16 protein-coding genes are annotated in these 16636 nt (G+C 46.2%); 10 read left to right on the top strand and 6 right to left on the bottom strand.

The genetic code is table 11. The features are described from left to right. The first annotated feature begins 254 nt into the window (after positions 1-254). The 6 genes from MHB43_RS24820 (at position 255) to MHB43_RS24795 (ending at position 6806) form a co-directional block, all read left to right on the top strand. Complete coding sequence (locus tag MHB43_RS24820; RefSeq protein ID WP_223200008.1) at positions 255-1115, top strand: sugar ABC transporter permease; 861 nt, start codon at positions 255-257, stop codon at positions 1113-1115. A gap of 16 nt (positions 1116-1131) precedes the next feature. Continuing rightward, positions 1132-2013 carry a carbohydrate ABC transporter permease gene (locus MHB43_RS24815; RefSeq protein WP_036617174.1) on the top strand — a complete coding sequence of 294 codons (882 nt, stop codon included), beginning with the start codon at positions 1132-1134 and terminating at the stop codon, positions 2011-2013. Positions 2014-2068: 55 nt separating this feature from the next. Then, complete coding sequence (locus tag MHB43_RS24810; protein WP_143760332.1) at positions 2069-3676, top strand: ABC transporter substrate-binding protein; 1608 nt, start codon at positions 2069-2071, stop codon at positions 3674-3676. A gap of 25 nt (positions 3677-3701) precedes the next feature. Continuing rightward, the gene (locus MHB43_RS24805; RefSeq protein ID WP_339178607.1) at positions 3702-5177 is read left to right on the top strand and encodes a glycoside hydrolase family 32 protein; all 1476 of its coding nucleotides are present in this window, start codon (positions 3702-3704) and stop codon (positions 5175-5177) included. Between the two features lie 34 nt (positions 5178-5211). Next, positions 5212-6111 carry an ROK family protein gene (locus tag MHB43_RS24800; RefSeq protein WP_221824786.1) on the top strand — a complete coding sequence of 300 codons (900 nt, stop codon included), beginning with the start codon at positions 5212-5214 and terminating at the stop codon, positions 6109-6111. A gap of 251 nt (positions 6112-6362) precedes the next feature. Continuing rightward, positions 6363-6806, top strand: a complete 444-nt coding sequence (locus MHB43_RS24795) for a GNAT family N-acetyltransferase (RefSeq protein ID WP_339178603.1) — start codon at positions 6363-6365, stop codon at positions 6804-6806. Positions 6807-7048: 242 nt separating this feature from the next. On the opposite strand, the gene MHB43_RS24790 is transcribed toward MHB43_RS24795, so the two are convergent. Together MHB43_RS24790 and MHB43_RS24785 are read right to left on the bottom strand one after the other, a co-directional pair. After that, positions 7049-8299 carry an MFS transporter gene (locus MHB43_RS24790; RefSeq protein WP_339178601.1) on the bottom strand — a complete coding sequence of 417 codons (1251 nt, stop codon included), beginning with the start codon at positions 8297-8299 and terminating at the stop codon, positions 7049-7051. 56 nt (positions 8300-8355) lie between these two features. Next, entirely contained in the window at positions 8356-9261 is a 906-nt protein-coding gene (locus tag MHB43_RS24785) for a winged helix-turn-helix domain-containing protein (protein ID WP_339178598.1), read from the bottom strand. Positions 9262-9614: 353 nt separating this feature from the next. On the opposite strand from MHB43_RS24785, the gene MHB43_RS24780 reads away from it, so the two are divergent. Continuing rightward, the gene (locus MHB43_RS24780; RefSeq protein WP_405130649.1) at positions 9615-10808 is read left to right on the top strand and encodes an MFS transporter; all 1194 of its coding nucleotides are present in this window, start codon (positions 9615-9617) and stop codon (positions 10806-10808) included. Next, entirely contained in the window at positions 10790-12112 is a 1323-nt protein-coding gene (locus MHB43_RS24775) for an LLM class flavin-dependent oxidoreductase (RefSeq protein WP_339178593.1), read from the top strand. The genes MHB43_RS24780 and MHB43_RS24775 overlap by 19 nt, the downstream gene beginning before the upstream one ends. Positions 12113-12239: 127 nt before the next feature. Here MHB43_RS24775 and MHB43_RS24770 read toward each other — a convergent pair whose 3' ends face one another. Then, entirely contained in the window at positions 12240-12881 is a 642-nt protein-coding gene (locus tag MHB43_RS24770) for a DUF6199 family natural product biosynthesis protein (protein ID WP_339178591.1), read from the bottom strand. A 293-nt stretch (positions 12882-13174) separates the two neighbouring features. On the opposite strand from MHB43_RS24770, the gene MHB43_RS24765 reads away from it, so the two are divergent. Next, positions 13175-14002 (top strand): sugar phosphate isomerase/epimerase family protein, encoded by an 828-nt coding sequence (locus MHB43_RS24765; RefSeq protein WP_339178589.1) that lies wholly within the window; start codon positions 13175-13177, stop codon positions 14000-14002. A gap of 70 nt (positions 14003-14072) precedes the next feature. Here MHB43_RS24765 and MHB43_RS24760 read toward each other — a convergent pair whose 3' ends face one another. Continuing rightward, positions 14073-14951: an SDR family NAD(P)-dependent oxidoreductase gene (locus MHB43_RS24760; RefSeq protein ID WP_339178586.1), complete on the bottom strand. Its 879-nt coding sequence runs from the start codon at positions 14949-14951 to the stop codon at positions 14073-14075. 136 nt (positions 14952-15087) lie between these two features. Here MHB43_RS24760 and MHB43_RS24755 point away from each other — a divergent pair, with 136 nt between their 5' ends. Beyond that, complete coding sequence (locus MHB43_RS24755) at positions 15088-15549, top strand: MarR family transcriptional regulator (protein ID WP_339178584.1); 462 nt, start codon at positions 15088-15090, stop codon at positions 15547-15549. A 130-nt stretch (positions 15550-15679) separates the two neighbouring features. Here the strand turns inward: MHB43_RS24755 and MHB43_RS24750 are convergent, their stop codons facing one another. Together MHB43_RS24750 and MHB43_RS24745 are read right to left on the bottom strand one after the other, a co-directional pair. Next, complete coding sequence (locus tag MHB43_RS24750) at positions 15680-16024, bottom strand: hypothetical protein (RefSeq protein ID WP_339178581.1); 345 nt, start codon at positions 16022-16024, stop codon at positions 15680-15682. Between the two features lie 268 nt (positions 16025-16292). Beyond that, positions 16293-16589 carry a hypothetical protein gene (locus tag MHB43_RS24745; protein WP_339178578.1) on the bottom strand — a complete coding sequence of 99 codons (297 nt, stop codon included), beginning with the start codon at positions 16587-16589 and terminating at the stop codon, positions 16293-16295. Positions 16590-16636: the final 47 nt, after the last annotated feature.

Raw genomic sequence — 16636 nt, 5'->3', positions numbered from 1 at the left:
GATCAAATGCACAAATATTTTTTTACAAAACGTATTGACTAAATCCGTTGAAACCTGATAAATTGTAAATTATTAAATAGGCAATTGTAAATATTGAAAGCCCTTACTGAAAACAATTGTCAACTTCTAGAATGAACGGAGGTATCGTGTTGGATAACATAGCCGACAGCAAAAAGGGCGAAGGAAGGGTACTGAAAGTGAGGACGACAAGCGGTCACAGGTTGCAGCAGCTCAAAAAAAATTACTTTTTATATATGTTGCTTGCACCTGCCTTAATTTTGACTCTTATCTTCAAGTACATTCCGATGTACGGAGCCATCATTGCGTTTAAGGATTTCAGTCCGATCAAAGGCATCATGGGTAGTGATTGGGTAGGCCTGAAGCATTTTGAGAAATTTATAGCTTCACCCAATTTCGATATCATTTTAATGAATACGCTTAAACTCAGCTTTTTGGGATTAATATTCAGTTTCCCGGTGCCCATTTTACTGGCACTCATGCTGAATCAGGTACGCAAAGCTGGCATCAAGAAAAATATCCAATTGTTTCTATACGCACCCAATTTCATCTCGGTTGTCGTTGTTGTGGGTATGCTATTCATCTTCCTCTCACCGACAGGGCCAATTAATCAATTAGCCACATGGATTACAGGTCAGCCAATCATGTTCATGTCTGAACCGGAATATTTCCGCTGGATCTACATTTTGTCCGATATCTGGACTGGAGCGGGTTGGGCTTCCATCATATACGTCGCGGCTTTGGCCAATGTTGATCCAGAGCTTCACAATGCGGCTAATCTGGATGGAGCCAATCTCCTTCAGCGTATTCGCCACATTGATCTTCCAACGATTCGTCCGATTATGGCCATCGTCTTTATCCTTGCAGCTGGCGGGATTATGTCCATTGGATTTGAGAAGGCCTATCTGATGCAGACGTCCATGAACCTGCCGTCCTCCGAGATTATTGCCACATATGTCTACAAGGTGGGGTTACAGTCTGGAGATTATGCTTATTCAGCGGCAGTTGGATTGTTCAACTCGGTTATCAATGTGATTTTGCTGGTGACGGTGAATCTGATTGTGAAGAAATTGAATGAAGGCGAAGGCCTCTATTAGGAAAGGAGTATTATCCATGGTTGTTAAACACACGGGAATGGATCGGTTGATCCTCACACTCAATGCCATCTTTCTCACCTGTGCTGTACTGGTTGTGGTTGTTCCCCTGATTTATATTGTTATCGCCTCATTCATGGACCCCACGGTGCTACTGAATCGTGGACTGTCCTTTAATGTATCGGACTGGAGTCTGGACGGATATCAGATGATTTTGTCCAATCCAGCCATGATCCGGGGGTTTGCAAATGCGGTATTGTACTCGGTTTCTTTTGCACTGATCACCGTGACCGTATCCATATTTGCAGGTTATGCATTGTCGGATGATAGACTCGCGGGACGTGGATTTTTTATGATTATCTTTATCATTACGATGTTCTTCGGTGGGGGATTAATCCCTACGTATCTACTCATACGTAATCTCGGCATGCTTGATACGGTGTGGGCGATCATCATCCCTGGAGCGGTTAACGTCTGGAACATCATTCTCTCCAGAACCTTTTTCAAAGGAGTCCCTCGAGAACTGAAAGAAGCTGCTAACGTGGATGGCGCTTCTGAGATGAAGATTTTCTTCCAGATCGTCATTCCGTTGTCGAAACCGATCATTTTTGTACTTGCACTCTATGCGTTCGTTGGGCAATGGAATTCCTATTTTGATGCAATGATCTATCTCGATAATCCGAACCTGCATCCGTTACAGCTCGTTCTGCGTTCCATTCTGATTCAGAATCAGGCTGCACCGGGCATGATCAGTGATCAGCTCGCGATGGCGGAACTGAAACGGCTCTCCGAGATGATTAAATACTCAGCGATTGTCATTTCGAGTCTGCCACTCATCATCATGTATCCGTTCTTCCAGAAGTATTTCGAAAAAGGTGTCATGGTCGGTTCCCTCAAATAGTGAACAGCCTGCGATACAGTAAGTTGATCCAATCCAACACATGGAGGTCATTATTATGAAAAAAGTAAACAAGTCCAGAAAAGCCGTTACAACGGCGTCCATTTCCATGTTATCTGCAATGCTCTTTCTAACCGCTTGTGGCGGAGGTGGAGGCGGCGCGGCAAGTGAGGCGCAATCCCCTGATGGCAAGGTGACATTGAATTTTATAACACAGAGCTCTCCGCTGGCTCCTGCTGATCCGAACGACAAGCTGATTAACAAACGACTCGAAGAGAAAACCAATGTGCATATCAACTGGAAGAACTATACGAGTGATGTGTTTGCGGAAAAAAGAAATCTGGCGGTCGCCAGCGGTGATTTGCCGGATGCCATTTTTGATGCAGGTTACGGGGATTATGATCTCCTGAAACTGGCGAAGGACGGGGCGATCATTCCACTAGAGGACATGATTGAACAACACATGCCCAATCTGAAAAAGGTGCTGGAGGAAGCTCCCGAATACAAGAGCATGATCACGGCTCCAGACGGACATATCTATTCATTCCCATGGATTGAAGAACTCGGAAGTGGCAAACAACGGATTCAGTCAGTGGATAACTTGCCCTGGATTAATGTGGAATGGTTGAACAAGCTTGGACTGAAGATGCCAACGACAACCGAAGAACTGAAAGAAGTATTGATCGCGTTCAAAACTCAAGATCCAAACGGCAACGGCAAGGCTGACGAAATTCCGTTATCTTTCATTAACAAACCGGGCGGAGAAGATCTGACATTTCTCTTTGCGGCATTTGGACTCGGAGAGAACTGGGATCATACCGTGGTAACCAATGATGGGAAAGTGGTCTTCACGGCAGCTGATGAAGGTTACAAGGAAGCGGTTAAATACATTCATGAGCTGGTTAAGGAAGGCCTCGTGGATGTCGAATCGTACCAACAGGATTGGAACACGTACCTGGCGAAAGGCAAGGATAACAAGTACGGCATGTACTTCACATGGGATAAGGCTAACATTACAGGCATGAATGATACGTATGATGTTCTGCCTCCGGTTGCCGGGCCTAACGGAGAGGTCAATGTCACAAGAACAAACGGAATAGGACTTGATCGTGGTCGCATGGTCATTACCAGCAGCAATAAAAACCTCGAATCCACAGCCAAGTGGGTAGACCAATTGTACGATCCGCTCCAATCTGTGCAGAACAACTGGGGTACCTATGGAGACGAGAGTCAGCAAAATATCTTTGAATTCGATGAAGCCAAAGGGATGCTGAAGCATCTTCCACTGGAAGGATCTGCACCCGTGGAACTCAGACAAAAAACCAGTATTGCAGGACCATTGGCCATTCTCGACAGTTATTATGACAAATACACAACCAAACCGGAAGATGCGGCTTGGCGGATGGAACTTCTCGACAAGGTTATGGTTCCGCATATGAAAGCGGAGAACGTATATCCAAGTGTGTTCTTCTCCATTGATGAACTGGATCGATTGTCCACGATTGAGACCGATCTCTTCGCCTACGTGTTACGTCTGCGTACAGAATGGTATCAGAACGGGAAAATAGATCAGGAATGGGATGCTTACTTGAAAGAGTTGGATCGCCTTGGATTGCAAGAATGGCTGCAGATTAAACAAGCGGGATATGACCGTAACAACAAATAAAGAAAAGTACGGAGGAGAAACCATAATGTCGACAATTCTTAAACAAGATTACAGAAATGAATACCATTTCTCACCGAAAGAGAAGTGGATGAACGACCCAAACGGCATGGTGTTTTTCAATGGGGAGTATCACTTGTTCTATCAGCATCACCCACATGGAACCACATGGGGCCCCATGCACTGGGGCCATGCAGTGAGCAGGGACCTGATCTCCTGGGAGGAACTTCCGATAGCCTTACTCCCCGATGAGAATGGCACTATATTCTCGGGAAGTGCCGTAGTGGATTGGAATAACACGACCGGATTCTTTGAGGGTGAGCCAGGATTGGTTGCTATTTTCACCCATCATCTTGAAGTTAAAAACCAAGATGCCATACAAACCCAGAGTCTGGCGTATAGCAAAGACAACGGCAGAACCTGGACTAAGTACGAGGGGAATCCGGTATTAAAGCATGAGTCCTTTGTTGATTTCCGTGATCCCAAAGTGTTCTGGCATGAGCAGACCAAAGAGTGGATTATGATTATCGCTTGTGGTCAAACGGTATGTCTGTATCGTTCTCCCAATCTGAAAGATTGGACGTTAGGAAGTGAATTCGGCGCCGGGATTGGTTCACACGACGGTGTGTGGGAATGCCCCGACCTGTTCCCGCTTGCAGTGGATGGAGATTCAGGGCAGGAGAAATGGGTGATGCTTGTTAGCATCGGTGCAGATCCTGCTTTTATTGAAGGCTCCAGAACACAATATTTTACCGGAGAATTTGATGGAACTACATTTGTCCCAGACGAGGCATCCCATACGGTTCGCTGGATTGATCATGGTCGGGATAACTACGCAGGAGTTAGTTGGTCTGACGTTCCTGAGGAAGATGGAAGACGCCTCATTATCGGCTGGATGAGCAACTGGATGTATGCCAACCAGACGCCAACCAATGATTACCGTGGAGCAATGACCATTGCCCGGGAGTTGACACTGGAGACAAGAGCGGGAGAAGTTATATTGATTCAACGTCCTGCACGTGAACTTGAGCAAGCCCGTACACCAGTATTGTCCCTACAGGATGCTTCGATTCAGCAAGTGAGTGAGCAGTTGAACGCTTTGCAACTCGTGAACTATGAGATCCATGCAGAGTGGGCTCAGGATCAGTCGTTCCATTTTGCGCTAAGAAGCGGCGCAGATCACGAGACGGTCATTGGTGTAGACTCGATCCGAAGTGAAGTGTACGTTGATCGTAGTCGATCAGGCATCGGCAATTTTCATGAACTTTTCCTGAGCCGTCATACAGCTGAGTTAAAAGAAGTGAATGGAAATCAAAGTTTGCGTATCTTTGTAGATCATTCATCTGTGGAGGTATTTGCAAATGATGGTCAGGCCGTTATTACGGATCTAATCTATCCTGATGCGGATTGCCAAGGCCTCTCTGCTCATGCAGAAAATACAGATCTGGTCTTCTCTTCACTTCATATCTATGAGATATCACCGACCAAGGCTAACAAGGCTTAAGGTTAATTGTAATGAAGGAAAGGAGCCCAGAACGATGCGTATTGGAGCCATAGAAGCGGGCGGAACAAAGTTTGTATGTGGTGTAGGCAATGAGCATGGACAGATTGAAGATCGGATCAGTTTTCCAACAGAACATCCTGAGACAACACTTGCCAAGGTTATCGACTATTTCAAGGATAAAGACGTGGAAGCAATCGGGATAGGCTCTTTTGGTCCGATTGATCTGCAAGCGGATAGTCCCACGTATGGCTATATTACGACCACGCCTAAGCCTGGGTGGGGAAATTGTAATGTCATTGGAACCTTGAAGCATGAATTTCCGGTTCCCTTTGGATGGGATACGGATGTGAATGCTGCCGCGCTCGGTGAAGTGACGTGGGGAGCAGCGCAAGGACTGGACAACTGTGTATATTACACGATTGGCACAGGCGTTGGTGTCGGACTCGTGGCAGGGGGCCAACGCGTCCACGGATTGTTACATCCCGAGGGTGGACATATTCGCACAAGACGCCATCGAGACGATCACTTTAATGGATTATGCCCATATCATGGCGATTGCCTGGAGGGAATGGCAGCAGGTCCAGCCATTGAAGCTCGCTGGCAGATCCCTGGCAGTGAACTGCCGGCAGATCATCCGGCGTGGGAGATCGAATCCTTTTACATTGCGGAGTCGATTACTACGGTCATCTTGCTTCATTCGCCGCAGAAGATCATCCTGGGTGGTGGTGTGATGCAGCAAGATCATCTGTTTCCTATGATCCGGGAGCAGGTAGTGCGGAATCTCAATGGTTATGTGAATGCAGCCCCAATCACGCAACATATCGACCAATATATTGTGCAGCCCGGATTGGGCCAGCATGCGGGCTTGTGTGGTGCGCTAGCATTGGGTCTGGAAGCATTACAACATGCGGCACAAGCTTCACATGTTTCATAGTTTTCTATAATAATCTACAATCTACATCCCAGAAGGGATGGCTGCGGGTTCGCTTATTTGTATAAGCCAATGATGCACCGTCCTTTTTGGGCTTTTTTATTTTTTTGGAGTTCAATAGGTTTGAAAAAAAATAGTACGTTCTAAAATCCGATGTTGCTCAAGTGAGCTGCCAAAGGTATGATTTTTAGTGTTCTATAGTGCGATAAGACATTCAAAAATTAACGTGTCTCTAATGGAAAGGAATTCAACAAATGAACCCAATAACAATGCGTCAAGCTGTACAGGCAGACCAAGAGCAACTCGCTGATTTGCGAGCCTTGGTACTGTACGATGATCTAACCAGACTGGGAAGGTACGATGATGTGAAGGTACGTGAACGTTTCCGGAATACTTTTGACCCTGCCGATACACATATTATTGAAGTGGAGGGTTCAATGGTAGGTTGTGTCGCCTTGAAGCCCAAGTCTGAGGCATTTCTATTGGAACATTTCTACATACATCCCGATTATCAGGGACAGAAAATAGGAACTCAGGTACTAAAATTGCTGCTGGAAAAGGATCAAATTCAGGGGAAAAGGGTTATTTTAAATGTGTTGCAGGGAAGTCCTGCTCGCCGATTGTATGAACGATTTGGATTTATATTGGACAGTGAAGATGAGGTCGATGTGTTTATGTCGGTCCAATTGAAGGAATAGTATGATCGCGATGTGTAGTGTAAAGTTGATTTCATACTTACACGATAATGGAGAGTATAGAAAAATCTTTAGAAGCGAAAATTTGGCTTTTATCTCCGGATTACCTATGTCAGGATACCGATCCCGTATGTTTGGGAAGTGGGGGACAGATGTTGTATTCTGGCATGTTTGAGGTAAACTGCTATCGTTGTCACACGTCAAAAGCGTCGTTCCTATAAAAAGGGACGGCGCTTTTAGTATTATTAACTGCTTGTAATACGAACTTTATTGGATGACTTATGTAGTAGAGTATCGAGGTCGCCATTCAAATCTTTCAGGTTCGGGAGAAATGAAGCAGCTATCGAACAGATGAAAGGAAGAAGACCTAAAGACAGAAAGAGGAAGGGAAGGCCATAGACTTCTGCAACCGCTGAACCTGCAAAAGCGCCTACGGGCTGTAATCCTCCACCAATCAGGAATCGGATCGAATTAACCCGGCCTTGTAGAGAACTGGGCACAAGCGTACCATGTAACGAAGAGCTTAGAGAACCGAAGAAAGGTCCGGCTGCTCCTGCAGCACATAAGGCAATAAGTGCAAATGGGTAACTCGGAAATAGTCCCAATAAAGCGTTGAAAAGCCCAATCACAGCTAAGCTGCACAGCATGACCGTGCGTCTTCTCTTGATTTCACCCATCCACGAGATAATAGCTAGTCCTGCTAGTGTGCCAAATGCCGAAGCTGTGGTCAGAGTGCCCATGGCGGCGGCATCCCGGTGCAGCACTTCGCGGACAAAAGGAATCATCATGGTCCAGATAGCTACAGAGGACATATTGCTGATCGAAACCATTATCATAATCGAGAGCATGGCTGGGAATCGCCGATAAAAAGAGAAGCCCTCTCCAATATCTCGGATATAAGCTTTAAGAGAAAAAGAAGTTTGTGCTACTGGTTTCTGCATTGTGGGCAGATAGAGCAGTGCGATGACGGCTGCAATGTAACAAATAGCATTTATTCCAAGTGTTGGTAACGCTCCGGATGCAGCCGTTAGAGCTCCGGCAAAGGCAGGTCCCAGCAAAGCAGCGGCATTCCGACAACCATCAATCACTGCGAATGCCCGCAGAAGTTTATGTTTGCCAGCTACGCCTGGTACAACAGCCATGGCCGTTGGCATGAAGAGGGCTGAGCAGGCTCCGCTGAGTGCTGCGGCGAGAAATAGGTGCCAAAGCTGTAATTGGCCCGCGATACCCATACTCAGTGGCAACAAAAGAGCCAGCAGTCGTACTGCAGCCAGTCCGGTCATGAACCGTCCACGATGCAGTCGGTCGGACAGCGGTGATCCAAGTAGGCGGAAGGCTACTTCGGGAATGCTGAAGCTTAGTGCCATAGCACCCATGGCTAGCTTAGAGGTAGTTAATTCATAAACAAGCCATTCCATGGCCAAAAGACCAAACACATCACCGAGAGAACTAAGAGTAACAGTAGCCAATAAACCGTAGTAACTTCGCTTCAGCATTAAGGTTCCTCCGTATGTTTGAATAGTGCACTTTGTGGAGAAGCGAATGCTTGAACTCAACCCTCAATATAAGCTCCAATCTGCCGTGGAAAGTTGTTCAGAGCTTCCAAGCGCAGGCTATATTCGGTGTTTTTGTAATCATAATGCACGATAATCAGCCCGGCTGCTCGCAAGGCTATTAGATGGTAATGCACCGTGCTCTTGGACAGTCCAACCTCACGGACAATTTCAGTGAAGGTCAGCTGTTTACCAGCCAGTAGTCGTAAGATGAACAGTCTGGTTTCATCGGAGAGTGCCCGCGTTAGACGCAGTAATCCAGGGTCTGGTCGTCCCGGTTCTGTTGGAAGAATATCGCAAGAGTAATTAGTGAAAATCATCTCGTCGAAGATTGCTGAGGTGACAAATGGACGTGCATGATATTGAGGGATGAGGATTATTTGTTTTAACGTATTGTTGGGATATATCCTCATGCCCTGTGTAGCTTGTTCGTAGACTTCTTGGTCATTCATCCCGTTCAGACTGGAACGTCTCGATTCAGCTTCCAAAAAGAGTCCCTCAATAATTGTCGGATCGATCTGCCCAAAATACTGAGTATCCCATTCTCGTAGCACTTCGGATGTCCGACTGCGCAATTCGGGCAGATTGGAGGGGACGGTTAACTTAAAGCGCGCGGCGATGTCATACAATTGGCCCGAGGACAATTCTTCAAGCCAATTCAAAAAGCCATTCACCGAACGTTCCCCTGAACAGCTCCATATATATGGCGCAAGGCTGAAGTTGTCTGTGGCTTTCATCGTATCTCGCATTTGTTGAAGTTTGGCTGGTGAGAATCGATCCTGTACATCACGAACCCACCGTTTCCCGGCATCCAGGTTAGTATGATTTTGTTTACTCAAAAAAGCGTTCAGGGTGCTTACACATTCATAAATTGGCGCAAAATCAACTTCTACTGTGTAGCTCATAAGAGTATAGTTCCTTTCTAAATTAGTTCTATATTTATAGAACAAGTAATTGATTTTATATTATACGAACTTATTTGTTGTTTCAACATAAATTTTCCATGTTGGTACCAAACATCCTAATTCCACAAAAAATGTTTCACCAGAAGGAAAGTGAAAAACGTACCACTTAACAGAGGATTTTTGTCTATGCACCAATCATATCGAATACCCACATGAAACAAAGTCATAGACCCATTCATTTAATTCTTGAATGGGTCTATTGAACTTTTCTATTATACTTTCCAGTGGTCGTACCCTAATATGGGTAATAACCTACTTTTTATATAGGAATTATATAGTATGGAGAAGCCAAGATGCCACAATGGAAACGAAATCTGTATATTCTGTGGTTCGGTCTGTTTTTCAATCATATGGCGTACTCGCTATCCGTTCCGTTCTTTCCTCTATTCCTGCAAAATGATCTCGGGATCGATACCGGTCTGGAAGCCTGGTCCGGTATCTCCATCTCCATCAGCTTTCTGATCAGTGGATTATGCGCACCCTTCTGGGGATCGCTGGCTGATCGATATGGAAGCAAATTGATGCTGGTGCGTTCAGGCGTTGGGCTAGGCATTGCGCATCTGGCTAATTTCTTTGTTTACGATCCGTATACGTTTATCGCGGTAAGGGTCTTTCAGGGACTCATGGCTGGTTTTCATCCCGCCTCAATTACACTGATCGGCACCAATACTCCGGAGAAACATGTGGGTTATGCACTTGGCGTGATCTCCACGGCCAGCGCTGCGGGCGGAATACTGGGTCCTCTTGCCGGAGGGGTATTAAGTCACTGGATTGGACTGAGGGGATGCTTCATTGCATCGGCTGTGATTACGTTGCTTGCGGCTCTGATGGTTCTGGGTGTGAAGGAGTCACGGCTAACTCGTACGGTGGTTCCAACAAGGATCATGGGGGATTTGAAGAGAGCCGCTTCTACTCCCGGGTTGATGCGCATCTACGTTTTGATTTTGCTGGTTTCAACGTCAGTGCTCATTATCGAACCGGTGCTGACGCTCTATGTCGTACAGATTGGCGGAGATATCGGCAGTGCAACACTTAGTGCTGGTATCGTCTTCTCAGCCATTGGTGTGGCAACAGTTATTATGGGGCCCCGGTGGGGGAAGATTGGTGGCAGGATCGGATACGAGAAAACATTGTTTATTGGACTGATTGGTGGTGGAATTGGCAGTCTGCTGCAGATGACAGCAAATCTGATTTATTTTGGCAGCCTGCGATTTGTCTATGGTCTGTTCTTTGCCGCGGTCTATCCGGCGCTCAATGCGCTGATCATCAAGTATGCTGATCACGATTTTCGTGGAAGGGCTGTCAGTTTGAGTCAGACGGCGAGTCAGTTCGGTATTGTACTAGGACCGTTAATCGGTGGTTTGCTCGGTGGATGGGTCGGCATTCCGTTTATTTTTCTCTTCACAGGCATTGTATTGCTTGGAGCGGCTTGGGCAGTGTCATTACCACAACATAGGGAGGAATATATATGTCACAACGACAATTGAAGTTGGGAGCTAATCTGAACGGAGTGGGTAACAGCATTTCCTTTTGGCGTCACCCCGACATTCCCGTTAACGCGAGCGTTAGTCTGGAATTCTACCAGAAGCAGGCACGTATCGCGGAGAAAGGGAAGTTCGATCTGCTTTTTATTGCAGATGGTCTCTTCATTAACGAGAAGTCCAATCCTCATTTTCTCAATCGCTTCGAACCTCTGACGCTTCTGTCCGCACTCGCCGGGGCAACTTCTCACATTGGGTTGGTTGCTACATTGTCTACTTCATATAGTGAACCCTTCACGGTTGCGCGGCAATTTGCCTCACTGGATCAATTAAGCGGTGGGAGGGCCGGGTGGAATGTGGTCACTTCACCTCTGGAAGGCTCGGCACTGAACTTCGGCAAAGGCGAACATCCGAACCATGCTCTGCGCTACGAAATTGCGGAAGAACATCTGAATGTGGTCAAAGGCCTGTGGGATTCCTGGGAGGACGATGCCTTTATCGGAGATAAGGAGCAGGGCGTATTCTTCGATCCTGCGAAGATGCATACGCTGAATCACAAGGGGGAGCACTTCTCCGTACAGGGTCCGCTTAATGTGGGACGTTCGAAGCAGGGTCATCCGGTGATTTTTCAGGCGGGTTCATCCGAATCTGGTAAAGATCTGGCTGCCCGATCGGCGGATGCCGTATATACAGGACATGAGACGCTGGAGGAAGCAAGGGAGTTCTACCGGGATGTGAAGGCAAGAGCAGTGGCATATGGACGTCAGGCAGAGGACATTCTGATCTTCCCAGGCATCGGTCCCATTGTGGGTAGAACAGCGGAAGAGGCTGAGCGGAAGTATCAGGAGATTGCTGAATTGGTCAGCATTGACCAAGCGCTGAATTATCTGGGACGTTACTTCGACCATTATGACTTCTCCCAGTTCCCGCTGGACGAACCTTTTCCCGAGATAGGGGAGATCGGCAGCAACAGCTTCCGCAGTACAACAGATAAAATTAAGCAGCAGGCACGGGAACAGGGGCTGACCCTGCGCCAAGTGGCGTTGCTGGCATCGACTCCACGCACATCGTTTATTGGTACACCGGATCAGATCGCAGATCAGATTCAGGAATGGTATGAAGGCGAAGCGGCAGACGGATTCAATGTTCGTACCGTGGTGCCCAATGGACTGGAAGATTTCGTGGAACTGGTTGTCCCGGTTCTGCAAGAACGAGGGCTGTTCCGGACTGAATATGAACAGGATACGCTCCGTGGTAATCTGGGTCTTGAAATTCCGCGTAATCGATATACGTTAGAGCGTGTGAGATAGATATATTTTAATTGTGAGCCTTATAAAATAAAACAAAACGGTAATCACATCATCCATGGATTGGACGTGATTACCGTTGTTCTGATGCAGAGCATTTCTGAGCACACTCCACTCAGAAGAAAATATCTTAAAATGCTTGAAACGCGGCCCATATGGCTACGATCATGCAAGCTATACCGCCAATTTTGCTCATGACGTAATAAAATTCGCTAGGTTCGGGATCTTTTAACCATATCCAGCGGAGAGAGAGCAAGAATTGAAACTTCTGAAACTTTGGATAATAGAAGCTGCACCATCCATAGATGAGTCCGGCAAGCGCGATGAACAGGAGAACGGGTGTACCTGGCGTGTGATGATATTCCGGATAGGCAGCAGTCACGAGCATAGCAGGTGTATACTGCTCTTCGTCATCCTCCATGACTCGTTGGCTGTCTACATACATGTTGACCGGAGAAAGCATCTTCCCGGTTTCATCGTAGCTTAATAATTGCTCGGATTGTTGTTCAACTGTATATTGGTGGTCGTTAGGGTATACCACGTTATACGTTGCAATAGGGGTGGAGGCGATTTGGGTAATGACATAGTTCTGCTGATCGATGCTGACCGTACGCTTCTGCTGATTGACGGTGACCTGAATGGGGTCTGCTGTACTGCTCTCATACGTAATTTGATAGCCTTGCTCGTGATCGTAAGTGTACTTATGCTGATCTACATAGAATATGGGCTCAGTAAAATAGGGTCTGGATAATATCCCAACAAGTAAGGACACGACGACAACGCATACCAGAAAGATTAGGGTAGGGACATGTTTTTTGGGTATGGAGTTCATTTTTAAGATTACCAATCCCTTCCTTAATTAGATGTTCATTTTAATACGTGAAAGTTGGATATAAGTTGCAGCTGCTTGCACTACTCTTTTCAAGAATGGGATATGATGGTTTCTTTTTGAGAGAGTACTGTTATTATAAAAATATGCCCTGTTCAAACCAGAGTGTTGGTTAAGGGGACAAGAAAGTGGTTGGACAATCTGTAATTCCAGACGAGTCACAGGAGGAGATTGGGATGATTAGAGGGTTAACAAATGCGGGATTGGGGAACATCGAGTCTGATGAACAATATATCACAGATGCGGCCAAGCACGGATTCGGATCTGTAGATTTGAATCCGCTCTCATTGATTGAAACGTATGGCAAAGAACAAGCGCAACATCTGTTGGAAAGCAATCAGGTGATCATCGGTTCATCGGGCCTGACAGTGGAGTGGCGGGCGACAGATGAACAGTTCCGTGAGGGGTTGCAATCGTTGGTCGCTATGGCAGAAGCTTCTGCTTCGCTGGACTGTTACAGCTGTTGCACGTATATTTTACCCTCAACGGATCAACCGGCAGCGCAATTTATGGCCGCGGCTACGAAACGCTTGAGACTCTGTGCAGATATCTTGGATGCTTACGGGATTAAGTTGGGTCTGGAGTTTGTGGGCTGCCACCATTTGCGGACGCAATGGAAGAATCCGTTTATCTGGCGTGTGGAAGATACGCTGGACTGGATTGAGACGATCCATGCGCCTAACGTAGGTTTATTGGTAGATTCCTATCACTGGCATACGAATGGTTTACCGATGGAAGATCTGTTGAAGCTGAAGAAAGAACAGGTTGTTCATGTTCACATTAATGATGCCTATGATCTGCCCGTTGAAGAATTGCTGGATTATGAGCGTTTGTATCCCGGGGAAGGGGTCATTGATCTGGGTGGGTTTCTGAGAAATCTGCAGGCGATTGGTTACAATGGCGTGGTGGCTCAGGAAGTACTGGCACCGGCATCGAAACTAAGTTTGAGTGAAATATTGGCTAAGTCGAAAGCGGGTTTTGACAAGGTATTTGCAGCAATCTAAGTACTGAAAAAAGGAGGGGGTGTTACTAGCTGTGTTTATGGCTTTTGGAACACCCCTGTTCTTTTTTTGATTAATCCAGCACGCCGTGATCGTTCATCAGTTGTGTCGTAACGATCCACAGTCTGTTTTGCATGGCCTCATCTCCGCCAGGATGTATAGGAACAATAGATGCCCCAGTTCCCACATTGAAATATCCTCCCGAAACCTCGCCATACTTCGGTTCCACAGCCAACCGAGTAATGATATCCGCACCCCGGCGCGGGTCGCCGATGTGCAAAAAGGTTAACATGCGTTCAAGCACACTTGCAAACCATAGCTCTCGTCCAAGACCCGTAACATTAAAGCCAGGGTTCAAGGCATTTACGCGAATTCCGGTTCTGCGCCATTGTCTGGCGAGTTCACCAGTAAACATAATATTGAGCAGTTTGGTTTTGCCATAGATTGGAGATGAACCGCGTGCAGTAAAAGGAGTGATATCCGTTAAGTCATCTGGCAATACTAGTGTGCCGTGATTTCGCGAAGCTTCAGATGCAACATTGACGACTCGAGCATGGCCGGATTGAATCAGGGAAGACTGCAAGGTGTGCGTTAACAGCCAAGGTGCCAAATAGTTGACGGCTATCATCTCGGCATATCCTTCGGACGTGACTCTCTGTTCAAAAGCATGAAGTCCGGCATTATTCAAAAGTACGTCTATACGCGGATAAGCGGCAACAATCTCTAACCCAATACGTTTTACATCACTCAGTAAAGACAAATCTCCATAGAAAAATTCGATTTTGGCAGAAGGCATGATTTCCTTGATTTTGTACCTGGTAGCCTCTGCACGTTCCTTACTTCGGGCTGTGAGTATAAGATGTGCCCCGCGTTTGGCGAGTTCCATGGCAGCAAGCTGCCCTAAACCGCTTGTTGCTCCGGTAATTACAATAATGGGATGTTGAGTTTGCATAAGAAGATCTCCTTTTGACACGAATAGATTCGAAAATATATAATGGACATAAATCAACTATAAATATTAATTGATATTTGTCAACTATATTTCTGGAAGCCTACTTTCATGTATCGAGGAGAGGGAGTTAACAATAATGAGTGAAAATCCAGTCCAAACCAAAGATAGAGCAACCCTGGAGCTAGCGCTGGGTGAGCAGATTCATGCACTGATCAGTGCTTCGCATGCGCTTAACGTTCGCTCTGCCGAGCGTTTTGATGCGAACCTGCAACCTGCCGCTTTTCACCTGGTTCGATGGCTGTACTCCTATGGCCCAACAAGCGCCGCAGCTTTGGCAGAAGCGACTGCAATGGACCGCAGCTCGGTCAGCCGATTAATCAAACACCTCGAAAAGTCGGGATATGTTAGCAAAGAGCCAGACCCCGAAGATCGGCGCGGGGTGTTACTATCTCTTACGGAACTTGGTCAACAATCGACGATCGCTGCCCTCAAGGAGAAGGAGTCAGCTTTTTATGACCGTATATCCAGATGGGATGATAAGGAACTGGGGCGTTTCACCGCCATGCTCAGGCAGTTTAATGGATTGGAAGAAAAGTGAGAGGAACAATAGTGTGGATTGTATTTGATACCTGAACCATAGGACATGTCACCATTGAGCGAGTGAGACTATAAATTCATAGCAAAAGCGGACATCTGGTGATGTCCGCTCGTGAAGTTCCCAGATCATTTTATAGTTTCCAGGGAAGCTGTGGGATTTTATATCGGAAACCCTGATGGTTTCCTGTTCTCACATATATCCAAGGTGGTGGGACAGGGGTGCCTAGTGCTTTATACAAGACCGTTCCTTCATCGCTTGCGGAATATTCTTCGATACTACTTTGGATATCCTCCCAATGAACCTTACCTTGGTAAGACAGTGTCTGCCCTTGAACGATAACATGAGGTGCACCTGAAATGACTCTCTGCGTTATGTTGAGAACGCCAACCTTTCCTGAGGACAACATCATCAATTCGCTCATGAAAAGTATGATAATCAAAATGACTATGCTCACAATCCATCGCTTTTTTCTCATTTTGTGACCTCCACTACCTAGGGAATCATTTCCTCGTAGTTAATGTCTTTTAATGACATAATCTCGTCAGAGATGGTATTGATTTTGACTGAATAGGGCCTAATAGCTTGCAGGAATTCATGAATGATTTTCTTGCGATCCTTATCAAAGACGGCAGATGTTATGTGATTCTCTTTTAATACGTTATTGTTCATTATGACTTGTTTAGAATAACTAACTGAATCACTATAATCGATTAGATGCGTAACCCCCGTGAATTTGCCACTAGTTAATGTACCTTTGGAGAATTCGGATGGTTTAATCCCAATATATTTTCATTAATCCATGATCCGGTGTAGGTTTTTGTAGTGAATTCACCTGTGCCATGGCCCATATTAGATTCATTGTAATCCTCAAAGGGGACACCTCCACCTTCAACTAATGTATATGTATACTTGCCTTTTCCTTGCCGCTTACCACTCACCCAATCTCCAGAGTAAACTTCGGTTTCTCCCCATCTTGCTGTTCCTTTACCATGAGGTTTCCCGTTTAAAACTTCACCATAGTACGTCGCTCCATCTGACAATTTTAAGGTTACTTTCTTCGATGCTGCTTCTGTTGGAGTAGAGCTTG

The sequence above is a fragment of the Paenibacillus sp. FSL H8-0317 genome (assembly GCF_045040685.1).
In the GTDB taxonomy this organism is placed as follows: domain Bacteria; phylum Bacillota; class Bacilli; order Paenibacillales; family Paenibacillaceae; genus Paenibacillus.
This window is presented reverse-complemented; position numbering and strand designations above follow the sequence as displayed.

What these genes read in the sequence shown, in the direction of transcription:
- MHB43_RS24785 (WP_339178598.1), bottom strand. Translation starts at nt 9,261, where the DNA reads ATGAGCTACACAGTAGAAGTTGATTTTGCGCCAATTTATGAATGTGTA.
- MHB43_RS24780 (WP_405130649.1), top strand. Translation starts at nt 9,615, where the DNA reads ATGCCACAATGGAAACGAAATCTGTATATTCTGTGGTTCGGTCTGTTT.
- MHB43_RS24805 (WP_339178607.1), top strand. Translation starts at nt 3,702, where the DNA reads ATGTCGACAATTCTTAAACAAGATTACAGAAATGAATACCATTTCTCA.
- MHB43_RS24795 (WP_339178603.1), top strand. Translation starts at nt 6,363, where the DNA reads ATGAACCCAATAACAATGCGTCAAGCTGTACAGGCAGACCAAGAGCAA.
- MHB43_RS24815 (WP_036617174.1), top strand. Translation starts at nt 1,132, where the DNA reads ATGGTTGTTAAACACACGGGAATGGATCGGTTGATCCTCACACTCAAT.
- MHB43_RS24755 (WP_339178584.1), top strand. Translation starts at nt 15,088, where the DNA reads ATGAGTGAAAATCCAGTCCAAACCAAAGATAGAGCAACCCTGGAGCTA.
- MHB43_RS24760 (WP_339178586.1), bottom strand. Translation starts at nt 14,951, where the DNA reads ATGCAAACTCAACATCCCATTATTGTAATTACCGGAGCAACAAGCGGT.
- MHB43_RS24775 (WP_339178593.1), top strand. Translation starts at nt 10,790, where the DNA reads ATGTCACAACGACAATTGAAGTTGGGAGCTAATCTGAACGGAGTGGGT.
- MHB43_RS24790 (WP_339178601.1), bottom strand. Translation starts at nt 8,299, where the DNA reads ATGCTGAAGCGAAGTTACTACGGTTTATTGGCTACTGTTACTCTTAGT.
- MHB43_RS24750 (WP_339178581.1), bottom strand. Translation starts at nt 16,024, where the DNA reads ATGAGAAAAAAGCGATGGATTGTGAGCATAGTCATTTTGATTATCATA.
- MHB43_RS24810 (WP_143760332.1), top strand. Translation starts at nt 2,069, where the DNA reads ATGAAAAAAGTAAACAAGTCCAGAAAAGCCGTTACAACGGCGTCCATT.
- MHB43_RS24800 (WP_221824786.1), top strand. Translation starts at nt 5,212, where the DNA reads ATGCGTATTGGAGCCATAGAAGCGGGCGGAACAAAGTTTGTATGTGGT.
- MHB43_RS24765 (WP_339178589.1), top strand. Translation starts at nt 13,175, where the DNA reads ATGATTAGAGGGTTAACAAATGCGGGATTGGGGAACATCGAGTCTGAT.
- MHB43_RS24820 (WP_223200008.1), top strand. Translation starts at nt 255, where the DNA reads ATGTTGCTTGCACCTGCCTTAATTTTGACTCTTATCTTCAAGTACATT.